Source organism: Tropicimonas sp., from assembly GCF_047971885.1.
In the GTDB taxonomy this organism is placed as follows: Bacteria; Pseudomonadota; Alphaproteobacteria; order Rhodobacterales; family Rhodobacteraceae; genus Tropicimonas.
Window position 1 is genome coordinate 1 of record NZ_JBKEAE010000080.1, and the last position, 21,447, is coordinate 21,447.

Here is a 21,447-nt window from a genome sequence, read left to right on the forward strand (position 1 = left end):
GCGTCCGGCACCATGGTGCGCAGCTTGAGCAGGCGGAAGACCCGCGCGTCGCGGCCGATGCGGTCCTGGCGGAAGAAGGCGGGGCCACCCTCGAGACGCACGGCCAGCGCCATCAGAAGGACCAGCGGAACGGTGATCGGGGCGGTCGCGACGACCAGCAGGATATCGAGCAGGCGCTTGCCGAAATGGGCGTAGAGTCGGGGTCTGGGAAGGAGTACGGCGGGAATCGCCTTTGGGTTGATCTGCTCCGAAAAATCCTGGGGCATAAATAATCTCCTGAATCGTCAACGGCGGCAAATCCGCCTCACTTTTCTATGCACCCCCCAATAGTATCAAATTTTCAGGAAAGGCACAGAAAAATTGCCGCGACCGCGTTCATTTACTCAACATAAACCATATTACCCTCTGAAGCCGGACTTATAAGGTCGGGTTATCCTGACTGTCCTTGGGATACTCAAAAGGCCATCTCTCACGCGCGCCGCCGAGTCGCGAAGACATGCCCGCCATGGCCCGCCACGACAGGGGCGATTCGGATCGTCCGCGCCGGGGTGCGGTTCCGGCAATCGGCCCCGCAGGCTTCCCGCATAGGATGAGCGGCGCGCCGGGCCCGGACCGGATCGCGACAAGGTGCGCCGACATGTGTCGTCTGGAGAAGGTATTTTGATGTTGTGCAATTTTTCAGTTACCCATGCCGCGCCACCTGGCGGCGGGAACCTGGCGCAGCGCGCGATACCGGACCCGGCGCGACCTCGGAAGGAACGATCCGACATGTCGGACGAGATGTATGCACCGTTCTTCGGCCTCTCCCGAAGACCGTTCACCCTGTTGCCGGATCCGGCCTTCATGTTCTGGTCGCCGCAGCACCAGCGGGCCTTTTCGGTGCTCGAATACGGGCTGATGTCGCGGGCGCCGATCACGCTGATCACCGGCGAGGTGGGGGCGGGCAAGACGACGCTGGTGCATGCGCTTTTGCAGAACATGCCGGCCGAGTTCCGGGTCGGCCTGATCTCCAACGCCCAGGGCGACCGGGGCGAGTTGCTGCAATGGGCGCTGCACGCGCTCGACATTCCCTTCGACGAAACCGCGAGCTACGTGCAGAACTTCCGCAAGCTGCAGGATTTCCTGATCGCCGAATATGCCGCCGGCCGCCGGGTGGTGCTGATCTTCGACGAGGCGCAGAACCTCAGCCGGGACCGGCTGGAAGAGCTGCGCATGCTGACCAATATCAATTCGAACCGGGACGAGATCATCCAGCTCATCCTGGTCGGGCAGCCCGAGCTGCGCGCCATCGTGCGCAGCCCCGACATGCGCCAGCTGGCCCAGCGGGTTTCCGCCAGCTTCCATCTGGCCGGGCTGGACGAGGCGGGAACGGCGGAACTGATCCGGCACCGGCTGCGCATGGCCGGCGGTACCGGCGGCGAGATCGCGCCGGAGGCGATCGTCAGGATTTACCAACGCACGCGGGGGGTGCCGCGGCTGATCAACCAGCTGGCCGATTTCGCCATGCTATATGCATGGACGGCCGAGGAAACGGTTGTCTCGGCGGACGATGTCGCCCAAGTGATCGCAGACGGCGTGTTCTTCTACGACGCCGCCGATGAAGAGGTTGATGGCTGAATGGACGATCTGAGGTTCTATCTGTCCCGGTTCCTGCGGCGCTTTCACTGGTTTCTGGTCATCGCCGTGGCGATGTCCGCGGTGGCGGTCACCATCGCGCTGACCCTGCCGCCGGCCTATGTCAGCGAGGTGCGGATGCTTGTGGAATCCCAGCAGATCCCCGACGATCTGGCGGGATCGACCGTCGCCACGCCGGCGCCGGAACTGTTGCAGATCATCGAGCAGCGCCTGATGACGCGGGAGAACCTGCTCGATATCGCGCACCAGCACCGGGTGTTTCCGGATCAGGACAAGATGAGCCCGGACGAGATCGTGCAGGCGATGCGGGCGCATACCCAGATCCGGAGCCAGTCCGGGTCCGGACAGGCCACCGTGATGGCGATCCGCTTCGAGGCCTACCGGGCCCCGATCGCCGCCGCGGTTCTCAATTCCTATCTGTCGCTGATCCTCGAAGAGGAATCGCGGTTCCGGACGGGCCGCGCGGAATCGACCCTGGATTTCTTCCAGCAGCAGGCGACGCAACTCAACGAACAGCTCGACGAGACGAGCCGCAAGGTGCTGGAATTCAAGAACGCGCATTCCGGCGCCCTGCCCGAGACGCTGGATTTCCAGATGTCCGAAAGGGCCTCCATGCAGGAGCGGATCTCGCGGATCGACGCCAATGTCACGTCGCTGGAAAACCAGCGCAAGCAGCTGCAGCTGATCTACGAGACGACCGGCTCGGTTGCAAATGCGGGCCTGCCGGCAACGCCGCGCGAGCAAAGGCTCCGGCAACTGGAGATGCAGCTTCTCGAGGCGCAGGGAATCTACAGCGAGACGAGCCCGCGTGTCCGCCAGTTGCGCGCGCAGGTCGAGCAGGCGAAAGCCGCAGTCGAAGCCGAGACGCAGGCCGGCTCCGGCGCGACGCCGGGCGAGGCGCCGGCCGGCCCCACGGACGCCTCGTTCCGCATCCAGCTTGCCGATATCGAATCGCAGATCTCGATCCTCGAAGAGCAGAAACGGAAACTGGAGGCCCGGGTGGCGGAACTGGACATTGCGATCGGCCAGACCCCGGCCAACGGCGTGGTTCTCGAAGGCCTGCTCCGGGAGCAGATGAATATCCAGAACCAGTACACTCAGGCGGCGGCCAATCTGGCGCGCGCAAGCACCGGCGAGCGGATCGAGGTCATGTCGCGCGGCCAGCGGATCACGGTGGTGGAACCGCCGACGGTGCCGGACGAGCCGACGAAACCGAACCGCAAGAAGATCGCGGCGGCCGGTATCCTGCTGGGCATCGCCGGCGGGGGCGGTCTGGTCTTCCTGCTGGAATTCCTCAACCGTTCGCCGAAACGCCCCGAGGATATCGTCTCCTGGTTCGAGGTCATGCCGATCGCCACCATCCCCTATGTCCAGACGCAGCGGCAGCTTGTGGTGGAACGCAGCCTGAAACTGTCGCTTCTCCTGATCATCCTGGTGGGCGTGCCGGTCGCGATCTATCTGGTGCACCTCTATTATCTCCCGCTCGACCTGATCGCCGACAAGGTGATGAACAGACTGGGGGTGCGCCTGTGACCCCGAACAAGACCGCCCGCCGGAAGGAGCGCTGACATGGACCGTTTGCAACTGGCTATCCAGAAAGCGCGGGCGCAACGCGCCGAAGCCGCCCATCAGCCTGCCCCCGCCGCAGCGCCCGCGGCACCCGGCGCCGCCGGTCCGCTGCGCAACGCTCCGGCCACGCCGGCGCCAGCCACGTTGTGGGACGATCTCGAACCGCTGGATTCAACCGCCCCGGCGCTGCGGCGCAACCGTCTGATCGCGGTCGACAGGGGGCGCGGCGCGGCCCCCTACGATCTTCTGCGGACCCGGATGCTGCATCAGGTCCGGATGAACGGGTGGCGCCGCATCGGGATCGTTTCGCCGACCAGCGGCTGCGGCAAGACCACGGCGGCGGCCAACCTCGCCTTTGCATTCTCCCGCCAGGCGGACATCCGGGTCATGGTGCTCGACTTCGATCTCCGTCGTCCGAAACTGGCCGAAATCCTCGGGCAGAAACCCCGCCATGGCATGGAGGACGTGCTGACCGGGCGAATCCCCTTCGCCGAACACGGCTGCCGGATCGGCGACAACGTCGCCCTCGGGCTGAACAACGGCCCGGCACATGCGCCGTCGGAACTGCTGCAGAGCCAGGCGGCCATCCAGCAGATCGCCACGATCGAGGCCACCTATGCGCCCGATCTCGTTCTGATCGATCTGCCGCCGATGATGGCGATCGACGACAGTTTCGGGTTTCTCGGCAATACCGATGCCGCGCTTGTGATGGTCGCGGCGGAGCAATCGACCATGGCCGAGATCGAGGTCACCATCCGCCAGATCGAGGAACTGACCCAGGTCATGGGGGTGATCCTGAACAAGTGCCGCTACACCAGGGGCGCCTACAGCTACGACAGCAAGGGCTATTACAACTGAACGGCCGCCCGCCCGGGCCGCGGGGGCCGAAAGCCCGGACAGGCCCGCTTGCGACATGCCGAGACACGAAAAAACCGGCGAGGGGACCCTCGCCGGTTTCCTGTCGCGCTATGCGACGATCTCTTACGCGGCTTTTCTGCGGCGGAGGGAAACGCCCCCCATGCCGAGCAGCGCGGTGCCCAGAAGCCAGGCGCCGGCGGGCAGCGGAACGGTGGCGACGCTGATCCGGACAACCATGTCGTCGTGGTTGTCATCGGAAAAGGCGCCGGCATCGTCGAGGAAAAGCCAGATGCCGCCATCCGTCGCCACGGCATAGAAGTTGGGACCGACCGCACCGCCGCCCGAAGCATCCGGGTTGGATCCGTTTGCCGCCGCTCCGAGATCGCCGATCATCGAAAAGGCAAGCGTCGTGCTGTCGTAGGAAGCCAGCGGCGCGCTCAGGCTGCTCGCGACATTGGCGGGCGGGCCATTCTGGGGAATCACCACCGCGCCGACCGAATCGCTGTTCCTGAAGGCAACCGTGCTGCCAAAGGTAAGCGCGTTGTCGAAAGCCGCCTCATGGGCGAAAAGCTCGAAGCGATACCGCTCGTTGCCGGCCAGGCCGACGAGATCCACGATCTCCGCTCCGAAGTAACCGGTCGTGCCGGCGAGCAGCGATGCCATCGTCGTCGAGCGCAGCGGCGCCACGACATCGTTGCCATTGGAAAGAGCCGACCCGATGGTCGCGCCGGTGCCGCCCGAAATGGACAGGGCCGAAGCCATGCCGGCCGTGGTCAATACTGCCGCCCCGGCAAGCAGGGCGTTTCTAAGAGATTTGATCATGTTTTTTTCTCCAATTCACTCTTCAACATGCCCGCTTCGGGCACTTCTCGCGACATTTTAACAGATTGTTAGGATTTTCAACAGCGATCTGATCGGCCGTCGCAATTTTTTTGGCTGGCGCTCCGCAGGCCACGCAGCGCCGCGCTTCACGAACCTTCGTCCGTCCACCGTGGAAAGGTTTCAATCGGCCTCCGGCAGGAAACGGGGCAGGACGGGCAGCAGCGCGATCAGCGCCTCCCGGACCCGGGCCTCGGCGGCCTCGTCGGATTCTCCCGGCAGCACCGGGGTCGTCAGCCGCACCAGGGCACCGTCGGTATGCCCGGTCCGGACACCGTCGATTACCAGCCAGGCCTTGGCGGCAAAGTCCCATGCCACCTTGCGCCCGCGCTGATCGAACCAGTAATAGACCATCTGGCGCACCATTCCGCGCTGGATCACCGCCCGGTTGATGTTGAAGGGTGTCTCCACGCCAAGCTCGCCGCCGATGTCGACCCGTTCGAGGCTGGATATCTCCCAACCGGCGCCCGGCAGGCAGATCTCGGGCGAATGGACCCCGCCCCTGGACTGATCGGCATACCAGGCCGAAAAGAACTCGACCGTGGCGGGATCGCCGTCGCGGAACATGGAGACCTGGTGATAATCGTCCGCCGCCAGGCTGCGTTCGACATCCGGGGGCAGGCTCCGGGAGCGCCCGATCTCCCACACACCGACCTGATGGGGGAAGAGAACGAAGGGCTCGCGCTCCACCGCCATCTCGCCGCGTTCCGGCATCTGGGCGAAATAGAGCGCCCCGGCCAGCGGAATCAGCGCCGCGGCCATCAGCGCCGGCGAGGGGTATATGTTGCGGATCCGCGCCGCCTGCGGCAGCAGCCCCGACAGATCGAGATCCAGCGCCTCCTTCCGCCAGCCATCGCCGTGGAAGCTGAGCAGCATCAGCAGGCGGGCGAGGATGAACAGAAGGATCACCGAGAGAAGGAAGATCACCCAGCCCTCGAAGAAATGGCTGAACCCCTCGAGATGTTCGAGCCCCCAGTACTGGACGATAAGGCCGGCCACCGCGATGCGCACCGCGTTCATGAACATGGTGATCGGCGCCGCCGCCAGCAGCAGCACCGCCTTGTGCCATTTCGGCCCCGGGTAGAGAATGGCGAAGATGTAGGAGAAGCTCAGGATCGGGAACAGGTAGCGCAGACCCGAGCAGGCCTCGGCCACATGAAGCGTATAGACGCCCATGTCGATGATGTTGCCGTCGAGAAAGACCGGTACCCCCATCATCCTGAGCAGCGACACCCCCATGTCCGAGGAGACGAGCTGCAGCCAGGCCGACAGCTTGTAATAGAGCACGCCGGGCAGCGGCAGCATGTAGACGAGATGCAGGACCGAGGGCCAGAATCTCCAGCCTTCGCGCCAGCCGAAGGAGATCAGCAGCAGCCCGCCGACCCAGACGATGAGCGAATAGGCGACGATATCGCCGATGTTGGCCAGCCGCCCGGCCGCCCCCAGCAGCACCGCGGCCAGCACCACCAGCGCGCCGGGCCAGCTTCCCTGTATCGGCCCCAGCCTGACCGGAACCTCCCGCAGATGGCGCAGGAAGAGAATGAAGGACAGGACGGGGATCAGCGGGCCGTGGCTGTATTCGGGTGTCTGCCATGCCTCGAAAAGGGTCGTGAACCCCGGATTGAAGAACCAGACCGCGGCAATCACCGCCGCGACGAACCAGAACATCCCCCAATGGGAATAGGCCCTCAATCCTTCGGACCGTCCACCTGAAATTCCCGTTTCCACCATAACCTGCGTTCCTGCGATCAATACGATTTGAATTACTCAACCCGCGTTTCATACCCGCCCACGGCCTGTGGCGCCACCATTCTAGGGCCGAATCCGCTATCGGAGCGTTCACGTTTGGTAATCGTCCGGGGCGCCATGCCGTCTCCTATTTATGGATGTACCGCTTGCGGAAGACCATGTAGCGGCTGCCGAGGAAGTTGAAGACCGTCCCGCAGGCGATCCCGGCGAGCGCCGCCACATGCAGCGAATAGGGCGTTTCGGGCAGCACGTTCCGGTCCAGATAGAGCGCCACCGCGTAGTTCACCACGATCCCCATCAGCGATGCCGCCAGAAAGCCGGCGAACTGCCCCCAGGGGTTGCGGTCGCGGGCGTAGCTGAAGGTGAAGCGCCGGTTGAGCAGGAAGTTGGTCACCACGCTCACCCCGATCCCCCCGGCGAGGCTGACGGCGTTCGGCAGCCCCATCCACTTCAGCAGCGACAGGACGGACAGGTTCACCACCATCCCCGAGGCCCCCACGACAAGGAACTGCAGCAGATACATGATCTGGGCGAACCGGTAGAGATACAGGCGCCGGATGTGCTGGATGTATCTCAGCTGTTCCTTCAGGGTCAGCTTGCTTTCGCCGTGCAGGCGGTCGCTGAAATGGATCGGCACCTCGCCGACATTCTCGAAGCGGCACTTGACGATCAGTTCCAGCGCGATCTTGTAGCCGATCGGGTTGAGATCCCGGGCGCGGTCGAAATCCGCCCTGCGCAGGGCGAAGAACCCCGACATCGGGTCGCGGGCGGCGGTCAGCGGGCGGGCCAGAAGCGTGGCCACCCGGCTGTTGAGCCAGCGGCCGAAGCCCCAGTCGTCATCGGTCGATCCCCCCGGCACATAGCGCGACCCGATGACGAATTCCTGGCCGCTTTCCAGTGCCAGAATCATCTGCGGGATCACCTCGGGCGGGTGGCTCAGATCGCAGTCCATGCAGATCAGGACCGGGTGCCGCGCCAGGCGGAAACCGTCCAGCACGGCGGGGCTCAGGCCCCGTTCGCCTTCGCGCTCGACGATCCGCACCCAGTCACGGCCGGCGGCGGCCACGGCCTCGACACTGCCGTCGCGGCTCATGTCGTCCATGAAGATCAGTTCGACATCGAGATCGTGTGCCGCCCGGACGGCATCGATGCGCGCGATGAGGGCCGGAATGTTCTCGGCCTCGCGGTAGGTCGGCACGACGATGCTGACCGGCGCGGTGACGACAATCCGGGCAACCCCCCCGTTGCCGCCGGTGTCACGGCGCGAAATCCGGTTCATTCCGCCCCCCTTTCCAGGGCCTGTGGAGCGGGCCGGCGGCGCAGCGCGGCAGCCAGGATCGCCGCGCCCGCGACGGCCAGTCCAAGGTAGCCCCACGATACCAGCAGGGACGAGGGGAAGATCCCGGCCCGCCCGTCGGCGATACCGCTCAGTTCCGCCAGGTTGTCGGCACGAAAGACGATCAGACACCCCAGGCCGGTCGCAAGCTGCAACCCCGCCGGGGCCGGCAGGCAGAGCACGATCAGCGGGGCCAGAAGGGTTGCATCATAGACATGCATCGAAACGCAGAGCAGGCTCAGAGCCAGCAGCAGGCCCGGAATCGCCGCCTGCACGGCCGGATCCCGCCTGTCGGCCCGCCCGGCCCACCAGCCGAGCGCGGCGGCGGCGGCGGCCCCCGCCAATGCCAGCATCGTCGGCGACAGGGCCATCCCGCCGGCCCTTTCCAGCAGGTTGCCCAGACCGGTGGTATTGGCCGGGGAATTGGCGACGAGATCTCCGAAATGTCCGAGTTGCCGGAAATAGGCCCGCAGCACCGCGACCGGGCCGAAGGGCAGCAGGGCCGGCAGGCCGATCGCCGTCCCCATCAGGACGGCCGCCCCGATACTGCCCCAGCACAGGCCCGAGGCAATGGCAAAGGCCCAGAAGGCCAGCCCGAAATTGGGTTTCAGCGCCAGCAGCACCAGCGCCGCCGTCATTGCCGGCCCCGACCGCTCCAGCCAGGCGGCACAGAACAGGCAGAGCCCGAGGAACAGGATTCCGGTGGTCTGGCCGATCGACAGGACAATCGCGGTGGCCGAACTGGCGCAGGCAAAGAGCAGCAGCGCGCCGAGCCGGCTCCGGCTCATCGCCCCCAGCGTGCGGTGCACCGCACGCGCCACAACGAGGCTGCCGCCCAGATAACAGGCCGCCGTGAACAGCCGCCACAGCAGCGCCGCCTGCTCCAGCGGCAGCAATGCCGCCGGGCGGGCTATCGCCCACCAGTGCGGCGGATAGAAAAACCACTTGTCGCGCACATAGGCATAACCGGACCAGACGCCGGCATCGATGGTCTGGAAATCCGGCCCGTAGGGGTTGCGCCCGGCGGCCCAGAGATCACCGGCCCACCAGATGAAGGGAAAATCCAGAAGACGGATATCCTCGACCCATGCCTTCAGCACCAGATAGGACAGGCCGACCGCCGCCGATACGGCAAACAGGGCGATATCCGCCCCACGCCATGTGTTCCTGTCCATTATCCCGACCCATACCGTCGTCCGGCCCAAGTTTCAGCCGTTTAGTCCGCCGCCTTCCCAACGGTCAAGGTAAGGCTATCCGGACGTCCATTTCATCCGAGATTGCGGTAAAGGGAAAACCGTTTCATAACCGTGAACCATTATGCCGCCATACCGGCGAAACGTCTTTTGAACCGCAGGTTGCCCGAGGAAATGCGCGAGACCGGAAAATCCCGACGGCCCGACAGCGCCCTGTCCCGGCGGACGGGCTGGATTCTGCTCGGCTTCATCGCCCTGATGGCGGCCGGCATCGTGATCTTCGGCTGGCAGGATGCCGTGGCGGCGGCGGCCCGGCTCGACACCGGCGGGATCGGGCTGCTCTGCGCGCTGGCCGGAACGCATTATCTGATCCGCGCCCTGCGCTGGCACATGATGGTGCGCGCCGATGGCGTGCGGACCGGCGCGATACAGAACGCGCGGCACTTCTTCGGCGGTTTCGCGATGACCGCAACGCCGGGCCGGCTGGGCGAACTGATCCGCCTGCGCTGGCTGGGGCGCGAAACCGGCCGGGCGCCGGCATCGCTGCTGCCGATCGTCTTTGCCGACCGGGCAATCGAACTGGCCTCGATCGTGCTGCTGATCGTCGCCATGCTGCTGGCGGCGCATCTGGGCAGCGGGGCCGTCTGGTGGCTGGTCGCGGTGGCGGCGCTGCTGGTCTGGGTCGCCTGCCGCCCCGACGTGATGGAACGGCTGCTGGTCGCCGGCTGGCGCGTCTCCGGCCGCCGCCGGCCGCGGCTGGCGGCACGGATGCGCGGCATGATCCGCAGCCTGCACCCCTTCATGCATGCCCGGGTTCTCTATCCGGCCCTGGCGATCGGCGTTTTCGGCTGGGCTCTCGAAGGGGTTGCCTTCTGGCTGCTGCTCGGCTGGCTCGGTGCGCCGCTGAGCCTGGCGGCGGCGGCGGCCATCTTCCTGGTGGCGGTGCTGTCGGGCGCGCTCTCGGGGCTGCCTGGCGGACTGGGCGGCACCGAGGCGACCTCGATCGCGCTGCTGATGCTGCAGGGGGTGCCGACCGAAACCGCCATTCTGGCAACCGCGATCATCCGCATCACCACCCTGTGGTTCGCCGTGCTGATCGGCTTCATCGTCTTCCCCGCCGCCGAGATGCGTTCGGCGGCGGCTTCCCTCTGAGAGCACCCCATGCCCCCTGCCCTCCGCGTTCCGCAGATATCGGCGATCCTGCTGCTGGCGCTTGCGCTGCGGCTCGTCTGGGCGCTGACCATTCCGGTCGAACCGGTTTCGGACGCCGCCGCCTATGACATCTTCGCCCGCAACATCGCCGGACACGGGGTCTACGGATTCACCCCCGACGCGCCGAGCGCCTATTGGGCTGTCGGCACGGCGGCGATCTATGCCGCCGCCTACATGGCGTTCGGGGCCGGCGGGCTGGCGGTGGTCGTGGTCAACCTGGCCTCCTCGATGGCCATTGTCTGGCTGCTCTGGCTGCTCGGGCGGCGCTGGTTCGACGAGACGACGGGGCGGCTGGCGGCGCTGATCTTCGCGCTCTGGCCGCTGACGATCCAGTATGTCACGGTTCTGGCCAGCGAACTGCACTTCATGGCCCTTTCGCTGGCGGGGCTCTGGGCATGGGACCGGGCGCGCGACAGCGGCCAGAGGTGGCTTTTCCTTCTGCTGTCGGGGATATTCCTCGCCGCTGCGACCTATATCCGGCCGATCGCGCTGCTGATTCCGGCGACACTGGCCCTGGCCGCCATATGCCGGGCGCCACGCAGGGCGGGCGGGCCGGTCCTGCGGGCGGCGCTCGTGACCGGGCTGATCTTCGCGCTCGTCACCCCGTGGTCGCTGCGCAACGAGCGGGTGCTGGGCGAACGGGCCTTTGTCTCGACGAATTTCTGGGCCAATTTCTGGATGGGCAACCATCCCGGCACCGATGGCGAATACGCCCCCCTGCCGCCGGACGTGGAAAGCCTGGGCGAACTGGAACGGGCCGTGATCCTCAGGGAGCGCTCGCTTGACTATCTGCGGCAGGCGCCCGGCGCCTTCGTCACCCGCACCCTGTGGAAAGCGGTCCGGCTGCACCGGGCCGAGACCATCGGTGTTGCCTGGAACCGCGCCGCCATCGAACGCCGCGCCGGCCCGGCGGGCGTGACGTTGCTCAGGCTGGTCTCGGCGGGCTACTGGTTCGCCATGCTGGCCGCCGCGCTCGCCGGGGTCGTGCGGCTGGCCGGCGCGCGGGGCCTGTGGCAGGCGCTGCTGGCGCCTCCGGTAATCCTCTGGATCTATTTCACCGCCATCCATGCGGTGATCGTGGTCGGCGACCGCTACCACATGCCGGCCATCCCGATGATCGCGCTGCTGGCGGGCTACGCCCTTGCCGGTATCCGGATCGTCGGGCGCCGGCCGGCTCTCCGCTAGCCGGTATCGCCCGGGTCAGGCCGCCGGCGGGCGCAGCGCGGCGATAATGCATTCGCTGCGCGACACGACCCAGCGGTTCTCGACCAGAATGTCGCCGGTGCGGAAATCCTCCCTGAACTGCCGCCGCACTAGGGCGCGGCGCGTTTCCGGGCAGGTGTATTCCAGCGCTTCGAGAAGGGCCGGCCGGGCGCCCAGTTCGGACAGGAGCGTCCCGTCGCCGACCCGCGCGCGATAGGAACGCCCGATCTCCGCCGCGCCGGCGATATCGGCCACCGCCACGTCCAGCCGGTCGAGCAGGTGAAGCCGCGCCAGAACCCGCCGGTCGCAATAGCGGGCGCTCGCCGCGAAGCCGAGCACGCCGGCCGCCGCCAGACCGGCGGCCGAGAAGAGGAAGAGCCGGCGGCCGGGATATCGCATTCTCATGTTCCGCTCCGTGCCTTGAGGTGGTCGGCCAGACGGATCGACAGCGCGACGATGGTCAGCGTCGGGTTGGCCCGGCCGCCGCTGGGCATGACGCTGCTGCCGGCCACATAGAGGTTTCTGGTGCCGTGCAGCAGGCAGTCGGAATCGACCACCCCGCCGGTCGGCGATTGCGCCATGCGCGTGGTTCCCATGTGGTGCCAGGCCGTGCTGGCATCCCAGTAGCGCAGGTCGAAATGATCCTCGAGTTCGACGCGCCCCAGATCCGCCCGCCCGCAGGCCGCCCCGATGAGCATGGCGCTGGCCACGATACTGTCGCGGTCCGCCTCGCCGGGCGACCAGTTCAGCCGGGCGCGCGGCATGCCCAGTTCGTCGGTTTCCGCCAGCAGGTCGACGAAGTTCTCCCGGTTGGGCTGCTGTTCGGCCTCGTAGCGCAGAAGCAGCCGGCTGACCGCCCCCTCGCGCTGAACCAGCCCCAGCGCATCCAGCGCCATCATGTCGGCGTTGGCGACCGCCATGCAGTAGGATTCGGAGAACGAGAAATCGTGCGGCGCCCGCCCGAGCCCCCATTTGGCGATATCCTTGGCCCCGCGCCAGCCCTGCCTGACGGCCCGGGTCCTTTCCATCGCCTCCGGCGCGAAAAAGGGGATCAGGTCGTAGTGCGAATTGGCCAGGCCCTCGCGTTGCAGAACATCGTCCCGCAGGCGCCAGACGGCGCGCATCGGCTTTCCGTCGGTGGTGGCGACATGCCCGTTCCAGTAGACCTTGTCCACCTGCGGCTCCCGCAGCCACAGGAAGGCGGCCCCGCCCACCACGTGATCCATGAAGCATTTGCCCAGCAGGCCGCCGGCATCCCCGTACGAGCGCCCGCCAAGCGCGTTGTTGGCCAGCAGGAGGCGGGCGTTCTCGATCCCGCCGGACGCCAGAACCACGGTGCGGGCCGCGAACCGCCGTGCCCGGCCCGAAAGCGTCCGGGTCTCGACGGCCCCGGCAACACCCCCCTCGTCGATGTCGATACCGACGAGGTTGGCCCAGAGCCAGAGATCGACATTCTTCGATGCCGTCAGCCTGGCGAGGTATTTCGGTCCGAAGCGGGTCGGCGCGCTCTGCCGGACGACGACGGTCTCGACCGTGGCGTCGTTCTCCAGCAGCAGCCCGGAGCGGCCATCGTCGGCGATGGCGGCGGGGGAATAGGCATCTTCCCCCAGATCGCAATAGACATGGGCGCGCCGATAGGCATCCTCCAGCGCCGCCCGGCCGAAGGGCCAGCCCGAAAGGCCGCTGAGCGGCGCGCGGTCGAAATCGATCGCGTCGAGCGGCAGGCAATGGCCGCCCCAGTGATTGGACGTGCCCCCCAGAAACCGCAGGCGGCTCGACATGAGGTCGGTCTCTTCCAGACCGGTCACATGCCCGTCGTAAAGCTCCTGGGTGTCGGGGTCGAATTCCTCGCCACCGCTTTCCAGCAGGGCGATTCTGAGATTCGCCCCGTCCAGTTCGCAGGCCAGCGTGATCCCGGCCGGGCCGGCGCCGACGATGACGATATCGTATTCGGGCAGGTCAGGAACGTCTCCCGCGCGGGCATCAAGGATCATCCATCCATCTCGTATTTGAAATATATCACGTCATGTCGAAAATCCGGCCCCTGGCCGAACGGGTTCCCGCCTTGGGATATTGCCCTTCTTCATCTCCCGAGGCAGTGCCTGTCAGCTTTTTCGCTTATTCAGCCAGCCGAGGAAAGCCCTGTCGGCCGAGCGCAGCCGCTGTCGGCCGGTCGCCGCCCAGACCCGGCGCCATTCGGCGGCCAGGGCATGCACGTCCGCCCCCGGCAGCAGGATGCGGGCTTCTTCGAGCGTGGCTTCGGAAAGCAGCGGCCCCTCGCCCGGCTCGATCACCATGTCGCGCGGGGTGACGCGGATCAGGTCGCCCGGCTCCTCGGCAAGCTGGTAATCGGGCAGGTTGTCCGCGGCGATGATCTCGCGCAGCATGGCGCGGAAGACCCGCACCGGGCTGGCCGAGCCCGACTTCTTGGCCAGCGTGCCCACCGATACGCGCCATTCGGGCTGGCGGCCGCAATGCTTGCGCGCCAGTTCGTAAAGCCGCCGTTCGAGCGGCCGGCGCAGATCGAAATAGTCGCGGCTGAGTGTCAGCACCGAACGGCCCAGCACCGCGCGGTAGAGCCATTCGCTGAGCGTGACGCGCACGGCGACCATCCGCCCGGCCCGGGTCCGGCGCGCGATGGTCCAGTCCTCGATCAGGCCGAAGCCATGGGTGATGGCGAGCGGATCTTCGGCCGGGCCGGTGACGATGTTGGTGGTGATGCGGGTGCCGGCCAGCCGCTCGAAGGCGTCGCGCAGCCGGCGGTAGCCGTCGCCCGAGGTTTCGCGCCGGGTGGCGATCAGCAGATCGTGCGCGGTCAGCGTGAGGGTGCGCGAGATCTCGCGGCCCGCGTTCAGCGCCGCCATCAGCTGGCTGATGCAGAAGATCAGGATATCAGCGTCAAAGATCGTCGCCCGCCCCTTGACGCTCGGCGTGATGGTGATCTCGGTATCGTTGTGGGTGTAGCTGAGGATGCGCCGGTCGGGCCGGGTCGAGAGCGAGAAGACAGGATGCTCCATCGAGGCGAGGTCGTGTTTGGGAATCGCCGACAGGATATCGCAGACAAAGAAGTCCTCCGACCTGTCGCGGAGTCCCCTGCCCTGCCCCAAGCTGGCGGTGGACGGCTGCACTGCTCTCTCCTCTCCCGCGTCCGGGCCTTCGGGCCTCTGTCACGCGGCCGGCGGGCGGGATTCTTGCCTGTCCCCGATTCCGCCGTTTCGTCGTTTCATTGACACCCACCCTAAGGATCTGTGGATAACCTGTCCAGAAATCAAAGGCTTCGCATCGTGGGATCGGAGTCGTCTCTTCGTGGGTTCAGAGTCGCCATATCGTGGGATCGGAGTCGCCCCTGTCAGCAAAAATCCCTGAAAACCCGGGAAAAGCAGATGGTTGGCAGGAAGCACCGGGTCCTGTAACTTATAAGATAACAAGAAAAATAACAGCGACATTGCGGAACCCAACCCGCCGCAGGCATTGAAAAGAAGGCGCTTCAGGCCTCGAATCGCTTTATTCTTCCCATGTGCCGTGTTTTGCGGCATGTTAAAAAAAAGACGGTACATCGCAGGAGGCGGGGATGAGCAGTGCCCTTCCGAGTTATCTCAGCATCGCGCCCGACAGGGCGCTGGCGGACATGGATCCGCCCATCGGCACAGCCCGTTTCGGCGAAATTGCCGAGGCCTGCCGGGCCGGACGCGACGACCTTGCCGGACGCGGGCTGGACGAGACCGGATCGAAAACGCTGCGGCGGTTCTCGACCTGGGAGATCACCAAATACCTGATCCCGGTTGCTCCGGCTCATTTCCGCCGGGTACTGCGGGCCAATCCCGCCCTGCCCCAGGGCCACAGCGAGACCGAGGGCGGCGCCAAGTGGTTCACCCTCGACGAGGTGCTGCGCCTGCGCGCCTTCTTCGGCGCCGAGGGGTCGAAGGCCAAGAACTACCTGCCCTACCGGCCGGGGGGGATCGCCGCCAAGATCGTCGCCGTGGCCAATTTCAAGGGCGGGGTCGGCAAGACCTCGACCTGCGCCCATCTGGCGATGTCGGCAGCACTCGACGGCTACCGTGTGCTGGTGGTCGATCTCGACAGTCAGGGCTCGCTGACCTCGATATTCGGCGGCCGGGTCGCCGATGAATGGGGCACGGTCTTTCCGCTGATCGCCGGTCATTTCGCGCGCCACCTGCGGGGCGAGAACCAGCGCCGGCTCGACCGGGGCGACGCGCCGGTTCCCATCGACGATACGCTGGAGGCGGCGCTCGATGTCGCGCCGGCCGATCTGGTGGCCCGCACCCACTGGCCCAACATCGACCTGATCGGGGCGCAGCTGAACCTCTACTGGTCGGAATTCCAGATTCCCGTCTGGCGCATGCAGTCGCGCGGCTGGAAACTGTGGGACGCGCTGTCCGACAGTCTGGAGGCCGGCGGGATGCTCGACAGCTACGACCTGATCTTCCTCGATACGCCGCCGGCGCTCGGCTATCTCACCATCAACGGGCTGTCGGCGGCCGATATCCTGCTGGTGCCCTTTGGCGCCTCGTTCCTCGAATTCGATTCCACCGGCCGCTTCTTCGACATGATCCATGCCACCTTCGCCTCGATCGAGGAGAGCGAGAACATGGCCGCCCGCGCCCTCGGGCGCCCCGGTCTTTCCTTCGAATGGGATGCGGTGCGGGCGGTGCTGACACGCTACGATTCGAGCCAGCAGGCCGAGATGGGGGCGCTGATCTCGACCTATATGGGGCGCACGCTGTCGCCCTCGTGGCAGGAGTTCACGGCGCTGATCGGTCAGGCGGGCGAAAGCGTCAGCGGCATCTACGAGGCCGACTACCGCGATTTCAACCGCGAGACCTATGCCCGCGGCCGCGCCACCTTCGACGAGACCTATGCCGGCTTCAAGCGGCTGCTCTACGGTATCTGGCGGCGCGAGGAACTGGCGCGGGGCGCCGAAAGCGGGCCGGTGGAGGCGGCGGAATGACATCTGCCGCCCTCCGCCCGTGCCGGGAATGTTTCGCGTGCGAAACATTTTTCCTCCAACATATTGAAATCGTTGATTCTGGCGAGTCCGCGAAACGCCCGCACCAGAGCAGGTCGCGGGCGGCGCCCGCATGGGTTCCGGTCCGGAAAGACCTTGCGCCGACGATAGCGCCGCAGAAGCCGAAAGGAGGCTCCCCATGGCCCGCAAGCGCCTGACCCCGGTCGTCGAAGTTCCCTCCCCCACACCCCCGGGTGGCGCAGTGGCGGCCCGGGCCTTCGCTGCCGCCCAGCCGGTGCGGCGCGATCCCCCCATCGCCCGGGTTGCCGGCGAGACGGCGGCCGAGGCGGCGCTGGCCGCGCTCTCGGAAGAGGTGGCGCAGGCCCGGGCCGAGGGGCGGCTGATCGTTCCGCTGGGGCTGGCGGAGATCGACGAGACGCATCTGGTGCGCGACCGGGTCGATATCGACGAGGGCGAGATGCAGGTGCTGATGACCTCGCTCGGCGAGCGCGGCCAGCAGACCGCCATCGAGGTGGTCGATTTCGGCGAGGGGCGGAAGGGGCCACGCTATGGCCTGATCTCGGGCTGGCGGCGGCTGATGGCGCTGCGGCGGCTTTCCGAGGCGACGGGCGAGGCGCGCTTTGCCCGTGTCAGGGCGCTGGTGCGCCGCCCCGAAAGCGCCTCCGACGCCTATCGTTCCATGGTCGACGAGAACGAGATCCGGGTGGGCCTTTCCTACTGGGAGCGGGCCCGCATCGCGGTCGAGGCTGCCGAGGCCGGGATATATCCCACCACCCAGCACGCGCTGCGCGATCTCTTCTCGGCCGCTTCGCGGCCCAAGCGGTCGAAGATCGGCTCGTTCATGGGGCTCTATGCCGCGTTCGGCGACGAGGTGCTGCGCTTTCCCGCTGCCCTGCCCGAGCGGCTGGGGCTGCAGCTTGCCAGGGCGCTGGAAGAGCGCGGCGCCGATCTGACCGCCGCCATCCTGGAGCGCCGCGCGGCAACCCCGCCCGAAGATGCGGCCGGGGAACAGGCGCTGCTGAGCGCTGTTCTGGCCGGGCTTGCGACGCCCGTCGCGAAGCCCGGCCCCGCCGGTTCCGTGCGCCGCGAAACACCCCCGCCGGGGCAGGGGGCGGCGGGCAGGGTCCGCCTGACCCGGACCGCTCCCGACCGGCTGGTGCTGGAGGGGCCGGGTGCCGATGCGGCGCTGGAGGCGGCGCTGGCGAAATGGCTGAAGGGCCGCTAGGCGGCCGGCTCCGCCCCACCGGGGCAGGAATCACTGGCTGGAAAACCGGGCGGGGCAGAGGTACGGAGGATATCTGATACCTTTGTCCAAAGTCCGGTTTTTCATGTCCGATCGCTCCTATGTGCTTGTCTCGCCCTGCCGCAACGAGGCGGATTATATGCGTCGTACCCTCGACAGCGTGCTGGCCCAGTCGGTTCCGCCGGCTCTCTGGGTTGTCGTGGACGACGGCTCGACCGACGCCACGCCGCGGATCCTGGCCGAATATGCCGCGGCACACCCGTCCCTGCGCATCGTCGCAAAGCCGGACCGCGGCCATCGCGCGGTGGGTCCGGGGGTGATCGAGGCCTTCTATGCCGGGCTCGACACCGTGGATCTTTCCGCCTTTGCCTATCTGTGCAAGCTCGACCTCGACCTCGATCTGCCACCGCGCTATTTCGAGATCCTGATCGAACGGATGGAGCGGGATCTGCGCCTCGGCACCTGTTCGGGCAAGCCCTATTTCCGCAATGCCGCGGGGCGGCTCGTCAGCGAGAAATGCGGCGACGAGATGTCGGTCGGCATGACCAAGTTCTACCGCCGGGAATGTTTCGAGCAGATCGGCGGTTTCGCCCGCGAGGTCATGTGGGACGCGCTTGATTGCCACAAGGCGCGCCAGCTTGGCTGGACCGCCCGCAGCTGGGACGAGCCCGATCTGCGCTTCGAGCATCTGCGCCCCATGGGGTCGAGCCAGAAGGGAATCCTGACCGGCCGCCGCCGTCACGGGTTCGGCCAGTACTACATGGGGTCCGACCCGCTCTATTTTGCCGCGACCGCGATCTACCGCATGGCGCATCCGCCCTATGTGGTCGGGGGGCTGTCGATGCTGCAGGGCTATTTCGGTGCGATGTTGCGCGGCGAAACGCAACACGCCGATCCGGAGCTGCGCCGCTTCGTCCGGGCCTACCAGCGCCGGGCGCTGAAGGTGGGCAAGGCGCGGGCGATCGCCGAAATCGAGGCCGCGACGCCGTTTTCGCGCTAGAACGGGTGTAGCGAGACATATTCCGAAAGCAGGAACGCGATGATCCCCTTCAACAAGCCCAGTCTTCTCGGCAACGAGATCAAGTACATCCGGGATGCGGTGCGTCTTGGACAATTGTCGGGGGACGGGTCCTATACCCGCAAGTGCAATGCCAGGATCGAACAACTGAGCGGCAGCCCGAAGGCGCTTCTCACCCATTCCTGCACGGCTGCGCTCGAAATGGCGGCGATCCTTTGCGACCTGAAGCCGGGCGACGAGGTCATCCTGCCCTCCTTCACCTTCGTCTCGACGGCCAATGCGGTTGTGTTGCGCGGCGCGACGCCGGTCTTCGTGGATATCGACCCGGCATCGCTGAACATCGATCCGCGGCTTGTCGCCGAGGCCGTCACCGGCCGCACCCGCGCCATCTTTGCCGTGCATTATGCCGGTTTTCCGGCCGATATGGATGCGCTGGGGGAAATCGCCCGCCGGCACGGCCTGTGGCTGGTCGAGGATGCGGCACAGGCGCTTGGCTCCACCTACAGGGGGCGCCCGGCCGGCAGCCTGGGCGACATGGGCGCCTTCAGCTTCCATGAGACCAAGAACGTCATCAGCGGCGAGGGAGGGGCGCTGACGGTGAACCACCCGGCCCTGGCCGGACGGGCCGAGATCATCCGCGAGAAGGGAACCAACCGGGCGCAGTTCTTCCGCGGACAGGTGGACAAGTACACCTGGGTGGATTGCGGCTCTTCCTTCCTGCCGGGCGAGCTGATCGCCTCCTATCTCTATGCGCAGCTCGAGGTCGCCGATGCGATCCTCAGCCGCCGTCTGGCGCTGTTCGATCACTACACCGAGGCGCTCGCCCCCCTGGCGGCGGCCGGACATGTGGAACTGCCGCGGATTCCGCCGAATTGTACGGGCAACGGGCACATGTTCTATCTGCTTCTGGAAAACCTGGAGGCGCGCAGCCGCTTCATCGGCCACATGAAGGACCGCGGGATCATTTCTCCGTTCCACTATGTGCCGCTGCACAGCGCGCCGGCCGGGCGGCGGTTCGCCCGGGTGGCGGGGCCGATGGAGGTCACGGACCGGATTTCGGAAACGCTGGTGCGCCTGCCGATGTTCTTCGATCTCGGGTCCGGGGTCGAGACCGTGATCGACGCCGTGCTGGCCTATTTCGAGGGGGAATGACAGTGCCGGATTTCCCGCTGATTTCCGTCGTCTCGCCGGTCTACGGATGCCGGGATTGCCTGGAGGCCCTTGTGGACATGGTCCGTGCCGCGTTTCTGGACAGCGGACTGGACTGGGAGCTGATTCTGGTCGACGACCGCGGGCCGGATGCGCCCTGGGATCTGATCGTGGAACTGGCCGGGCTGGACGGTCGCGTGCGCGGGCTGCGTCTGGTGCGCAACCACGGTCAGCATCTGGCGATCTGGGCCGGGCTGGCGGCGGCGCGCGGCGACTGGGTGGCGGTGATCGACTGCGACCTGCAGGACGACCCGGCGATCATTCCCGCACTCCACGCGGCCGCCGTGAAAGAGGGCGTGGACGCGATGGTGGTCGATCGCGGTTCCTGGTCGGATTCGGCCTTCCGCCGCTGGGCGTCGCGGACCTTCTACCGGATGGTCGACCTGCTGGCCGGGATCCAGCTGCGCAACATCGGAAATTTCGGCATCTACAGCCGGCGCATGACAGATACGCTGATGCTGTTCGACGAGCAGGAGGTGTTCCTGCCGGTCATGGTCAACCTGACCGGGCTGCGCACCGGCCAGATGCAGCTTGACCGCGACGAACGGCTGGCCGGCGAAAGTTCCTATTCGCTGCGCCGTCTGGTCAGCCTGGCCATCGCCATCATCATCCGCTTCTCCGACCGGCCGCTGAAGCTGAGCGTGATCGCCGGGCTGCTTTTCAGCGGCCTGTCGGCGCTGATTTCGGTCGTGCTGGTCGTGGCATGGTCTACCGGGGCCTTCACGGTTCCCGGCTGGACCAGCACCATCCTGTCGGTGTGGTTCCTGTCGGGGCTGATCATGGCCGTGCTCGGGGTGCACGGGTTCTATGTCGGCCGGATCTTCTCCGAAGTGCAGAACCGGCCGCGGATCCTGATCGAACAGGTCACCGGCGGGGAAGACCCGTGATGGGTACGCGCCCCTCGGGGTTGGGCAGGCTCGGCCGCTACGGGGCGGTCGGCATCCTTACCAATGTCACGCTCTACCTGCTGTTTCTGCTGCTGGTCCGGCTGGGGCTGCCACCGGTCCCGGTATCGGGTCTGTGTTATCTGCTCGGGGTCACCATGAGCTATCTGCTCAACCGCCGCTGGACCTTCGTCAGCCAGGCCAGCCACCGGCAGGACCTGCCGCGGTTCCTGGCGGCCTATGGGGTTGGCCTGGCGGTCACGCTGCTGTCGATGACAGTATTGCTGATATGGACAGGGCCGGCGCTGGCGCAGTTCCTGACCATCGGGATCAGCGCCGCGGCGATCTATGCCACGCTGCATGTGCTGAAATTCGGCCAGACATAGATCCGGGGCCGTGCAACCCGCTTGCATTCCGGGGAAAGCTGCGACACAGACCGGGGGTCTCATCGCTTGATCCGTCCGTGTGATCC

General features: G+C 66.5%; 19 protein-coding genes. 11 read left to right on the plus strand and 8 right to left on the minus strand.

Going from position 1 to position 21,447, the window contains the following annotated elements; genetic code table 11:
- Positions 1-266, minus strand: a 266-nt coding sequence (locus ACK5IR_RS07710) for a sugar transferase (protein ID WP_416927562.1), incomplete at its 3' end; no start/stop codon positions are given.
- Between the two features lie 502 nt (positions 267-768).
- Between ACK5IR_RS07710 and ACK5IR_RS07715 the strand changes: the two genes are divergently transcribed.
- From ACK5IR_RS07715 to ACK5IR_RS07725, 3 genes are read left to right on the plus strand one after another with little or no spacing between them, the layout of a single operon-like run.
- The gene (locus ACK5IR_RS07715) at positions 769-1,617 is read left to right on the plus strand and encodes an ExeA family protein (RefSeq protein ID WP_416927564.1); all 849 of its coding nucleotides are present in this window, start codon (positions 769-771) and stop codon (positions 1,615-1,617) included.
- Positions 1,618-3,168, plus strand: a complete 1,551-nt coding sequence (locus ACK5IR_RS07720; protein WP_416927566.1) for a GumC family protein — start codon at positions 1,618-1,620, stop codon at positions 3,166-3,168.
- 36 nt (positions 3,169-3,204) lie between these two features.
- Entirely contained in the window at positions 3,205-4,062 is an 858-nt protein-coding gene (locus tag ACK5IR_RS07725; RefSeq protein WP_416927568.1) for a CpsD/CapB family tyrosine-protein kinase, read from the plus strand.
- Positions 4,063-4,185: 123 nt separating this feature from the next.
- On the opposite strand, the gene ACK5IR_RS07730 is transcribed toward ACK5IR_RS07725, so the two are convergent.
- The 4 genes from ACK5IR_RS07730 to ACK5IR_RS07745 all read right to left on the minus strand — a co-directional run bounded on the left by ACK5IR_RS07730 (position 4,186) and on the right by ACK5IR_RS07745 (position 9,201).
- Positions 4,186-4,884, minus strand: coding sequence for a VPLPA-CTERM sorting domain-containing protein (locus ACK5IR_RS07730; protein WP_416927570.1), 699 nt, complete (start codon positions 4,882-4,884; stop codon positions 4,186-4,188).
- A 180-nt stretch (positions 4,885-5,064) separates the two neighbouring features.
- Positions 5,065-6,633, minus strand: a complete 1,569-nt coding sequence (xrtD, locus tag ACK5IR_RS07735) for a VPLPA-CTERM-specific exosortase XrtD (protein ID WP_416927572.1) — start codon at positions 6,631-6,633, stop codon at positions 5,065-5,067.
- A gap of 184 nt (positions 6,634-6,817) precedes the next feature.
- Positions 6,818-7,969, minus strand: coding sequence for a glycosyltransferase (locus ACK5IR_RS07740; RefSeq protein WP_416927574.1), 1,152 nt, complete (start codon positions 7,967-7,969; stop codon positions 6,818-6,820).
- Positions 7,966-9,201, minus strand: coding sequence for a glycosyltransferase family 87 protein (locus tag ACK5IR_RS07745; RefSeq protein WP_416927576.1), 1,236 nt, complete (start codon positions 9,199-9,201; stop codon positions 7,966-7,968). Before ACK5IR_RS07745 ends, ACK5IR_RS07740 begins: the two co-directional genes overlap by 4 nt.
- Before the next feature lie 168 nt (positions 9,202-9,369).
- Between ACK5IR_RS07745 and ACK5IR_RS07750 the strand changes: the two genes are divergently transcribed.
- Together ACK5IR_RS07750 and ACK5IR_RS07755 are read left to right on the plus strand one after the other, a co-directional pair.
- Positions 9,370-10,371, plus strand: coding sequence for a lysylphosphatidylglycerol synthase transmembrane domain-containing protein (locus ACK5IR_RS07750; RefSeq protein WP_416927578.1), 1,002 nt, complete (start codon positions 9,370-9,372; stop codon positions 10,369-10,371).
- Positions 10,372-10,380: 9 nt separating this feature from the next.
- Positions 10,381-11,616: an ArnT family glycosyltransferase gene (locus ACK5IR_RS07755; RefSeq protein WP_416927580.1), complete on the plus strand. Its 1,236-nt coding sequence runs from the start codon at positions 10,381-10,383 to the stop codon at positions 11,614-11,616.
- 15 nt (positions 11,617-11,631) lie between these two features.
- Here ACK5IR_RS07755 and ACK5IR_RS07760 read toward each other — a convergent pair whose 3' ends face one another.
- The 3 genes from ACK5IR_RS07760 to ACK5IR_RS07770 form a co-directional block, all read right to left on the minus strand.
- On the minus strand, positions 11,632-12,039 hold the full coding sequence (locus ACK5IR_RS07760; RefSeq protein WP_416927582.1) for a hypothetical protein: 408 nt from the start codon (positions 12,037-12,039) through the stop codon (positions 11,632-11,634).
- Positions 12,036-13,628 carry a GMC oxidoreductase gene (locus ACK5IR_RS07765; protein ID WP_416927584.1) on the minus strand — a complete coding sequence of 531 codons (1,593 nt, stop codon included), beginning with the start codon at positions 13,626-13,628 and terminating at the stop codon, positions 12,036-12,038. Before ACK5IR_RS07765 ends, ACK5IR_RS07760 begins: the two co-directional genes overlap by 4 nt.
- 111 nt (positions 13,629-13,739) lie before the next feature.
- Entirely contained in the window at positions 13,740-14,651 is a 912-nt protein-coding gene (locus tag ACK5IR_RS07770; RefSeq protein ID WP_416927662.1) for a replication initiator protein A, read from the minus strand.
- 554 nt (positions 14,652-15,205) lie between these two features.
- Between ACK5IR_RS07770 and ACK5IR_RS07775 the strand changes: the two genes are divergently transcribed.
- The 6 genes from ACK5IR_RS07775 (at position 15,206) to ACK5IR_RS07800 (ending at position 21,361) form a co-directional block, all read left to right on the plus strand.
- Positions 15,206-16,603: an AAA family ATPase gene (locus ACK5IR_RS07775; RefSeq protein WP_416927586.1), complete on the plus strand. Its 1,398-nt coding sequence runs from the start codon at positions 15,206-15,208 to the stop codon at positions 16,601-16,603.
- A gap of 196 nt (positions 16,604-16,799) precedes the next feature.
- A complete protein-coding gene (locus tag ACK5IR_RS07780) occupies positions 16,800-17,846 on the plus strand; it encodes a ParB/RepB/Spo0J family partition protein (RefSeq protein ID WP_416927588.1) in 1,047 nt (348 codons plus the stop codon).
- 103 nt (positions 17,847-17,949) lie between these two features.
- A complete protein-coding gene (locus ACK5IR_RS07785; protein ID WP_416927590.1) occupies positions 17,950-18,864 on the plus strand; it encodes a glycosyltransferase in 915 nt (304 codons plus the stop codon).
- Between the two features lie 39 nt (positions 18,865-18,903).
- Positions 18,904-20,034 carry a dTDP-4-amino-4,6-dideoxygalactose transaminase gene (rffA, locus tag ACK5IR_RS07790; protein WP_416927592.1) on the plus strand — a complete coding sequence of 377 codons (1,131 nt, stop codon included), beginning with the start codon at positions 18,904-18,906 and terminating at the stop codon, positions 20,032-20,034.
- Positions 20,031-20,978: a glycosyltransferase family 2 protein gene (locus tag ACK5IR_RS07795; RefSeq protein WP_416927594.1), complete on the plus strand. Its 948-nt coding sequence runs from the start codon at positions 20,031-20,033 to the stop codon at positions 20,976-20,978. Before rffA ends, ACK5IR_RS07795 begins: the two co-directional genes overlap by 4 nt.
- The gene (locus ACK5IR_RS07800) at positions 20,978-21,361 is read left to right on the plus strand and encodes a GtrA family protein (RefSeq protein WP_416927596.1); all 384 of its coding nucleotides are present in this window, start codon (positions 20,978-20,980) and stop codon (positions 21,359-21,361) included. The genes ACK5IR_RS07795 and ACK5IR_RS07800 overlap by 1 nt, the downstream gene beginning before the upstream one ends.
- The last annotated feature ends 86 nt before the right edge of the window (positions 21,362-21,447 follow it).

Excerpts from the sequence above, each read along its gene's own strand:
- rffA (WP_416927592.1), top strand. The coding sequence starts at position 18,904 with ATGATCCCCTTCAACAAGCCCAGTCTTCTCGGCAACGAGATCAAGTAC.
- ACK5IR_RS07755 (WP_416927580.1), top strand. The coding sequence starts at position 10,381 with ATGCCCCCTGCCCTCCGCGTTCCGCAGATATCGGCGATCCTGCTGCTG.
- ACK5IR_RS07800 (WP_416927596.1), top strand. The coding sequence starts at position 20,978 with ATGGGTACGCGCCCCTCGGGGTTGGGCAGGCTCGGCCGCTACGGGGCG.
- ACK5IR_RS07740 (WP_416927574.1), bottom strand. The coding sequence starts at position 7,969 with ATGAACCGGATTTCGCGCCGTGACACCGGCGGCAACGGGGGGGTTGCC.
- ACK5IR_RS07765 (WP_416927584.1), bottom strand. The coding sequence starts at position 13,628 with ATGATCCTTGATGCCCGCGCGGGAGACGTTCCTGACCTGCCCGAATAC.
- ACK5IR_RS07795 (WP_416927594.1), top strand. The coding sequence starts at position 20,031 with ATGACAGTGCCGGATTTCCCGCTGATTTCCGTCGTCTCGCCGGTCTAC.
- ACK5IR_RS07730 (WP_416927570.1), bottom strand. The coding sequence starts at position 4,884 with ATGATCAAATCTCTTAGAAACGCCCTGCTTGCCGGGGCGGCAGTATTG.
- ACK5IR_RS07785 (WP_416927590.1), top strand. The coding sequence starts at position 17,950 with ATGTCCGATCGCTCCTATGTGCTTGTCTCGCCCTGCCGCAACGAGGCG.
- ACK5IR_RS07770 (WP_416927662.1), bottom strand. The coding sequence starts at position 14,651 with ATGGAGCATCCTGTCTTCTCGCTCTCGACCCGGCCCGACCGGCGCATC.
- ACK5IR_RS07720 (WP_416927566.1), top strand. The coding sequence starts at position 1,618 with ATGGACGATCTGAGGTTCTATCTGTCCCGGTTCCTGCGGCGCTTTCAC.
- ACK5IR_RS07775 (WP_416927586.1), top strand. The coding sequence starts at position 15,206 with ATGAGCAGTGCCCTTCCGAGTTATCTCAGCATCGCGCCCGACAGGGCG.
- ACK5IR_RS07745 (WP_416927576.1), bottom strand. The coding sequence starts at position 9,201 with ATGGACAGGAACACATGGCGTGGGGCGGATATCGCCCTGTTTGCCGTA.
- ACK5IR_RS07760 (WP_416927582.1), bottom strand. The coding sequence starts at position 12,039 with ATGAGAATGCGATATCCCGGCCGCCGGCTCTTCCTCTTCTCGGCCGCC.
- ACK5IR_RS07715 (WP_416927564.1), top strand. The coding sequence starts at position 769 with ATGTCGGACGAGATGTATGCACCGTTCTTCGGCCTCTCCCGAAGACCG.
- ACK5IR_RS07780 (WP_416927588.1), top strand. The coding sequence starts at position 16,800 with ATGGCCCGCAAGCGCCTGACCCCGGTCGTCGAAGTTCCCTCCCCCACA.
- ACK5IR_RS07725 (WP_416927568.1), top strand. The coding sequence starts at position 3,205 with ATGGACCGTTTGCAACTGGCTATCCAGAAAGCGCGGGCGCAACGCGCC.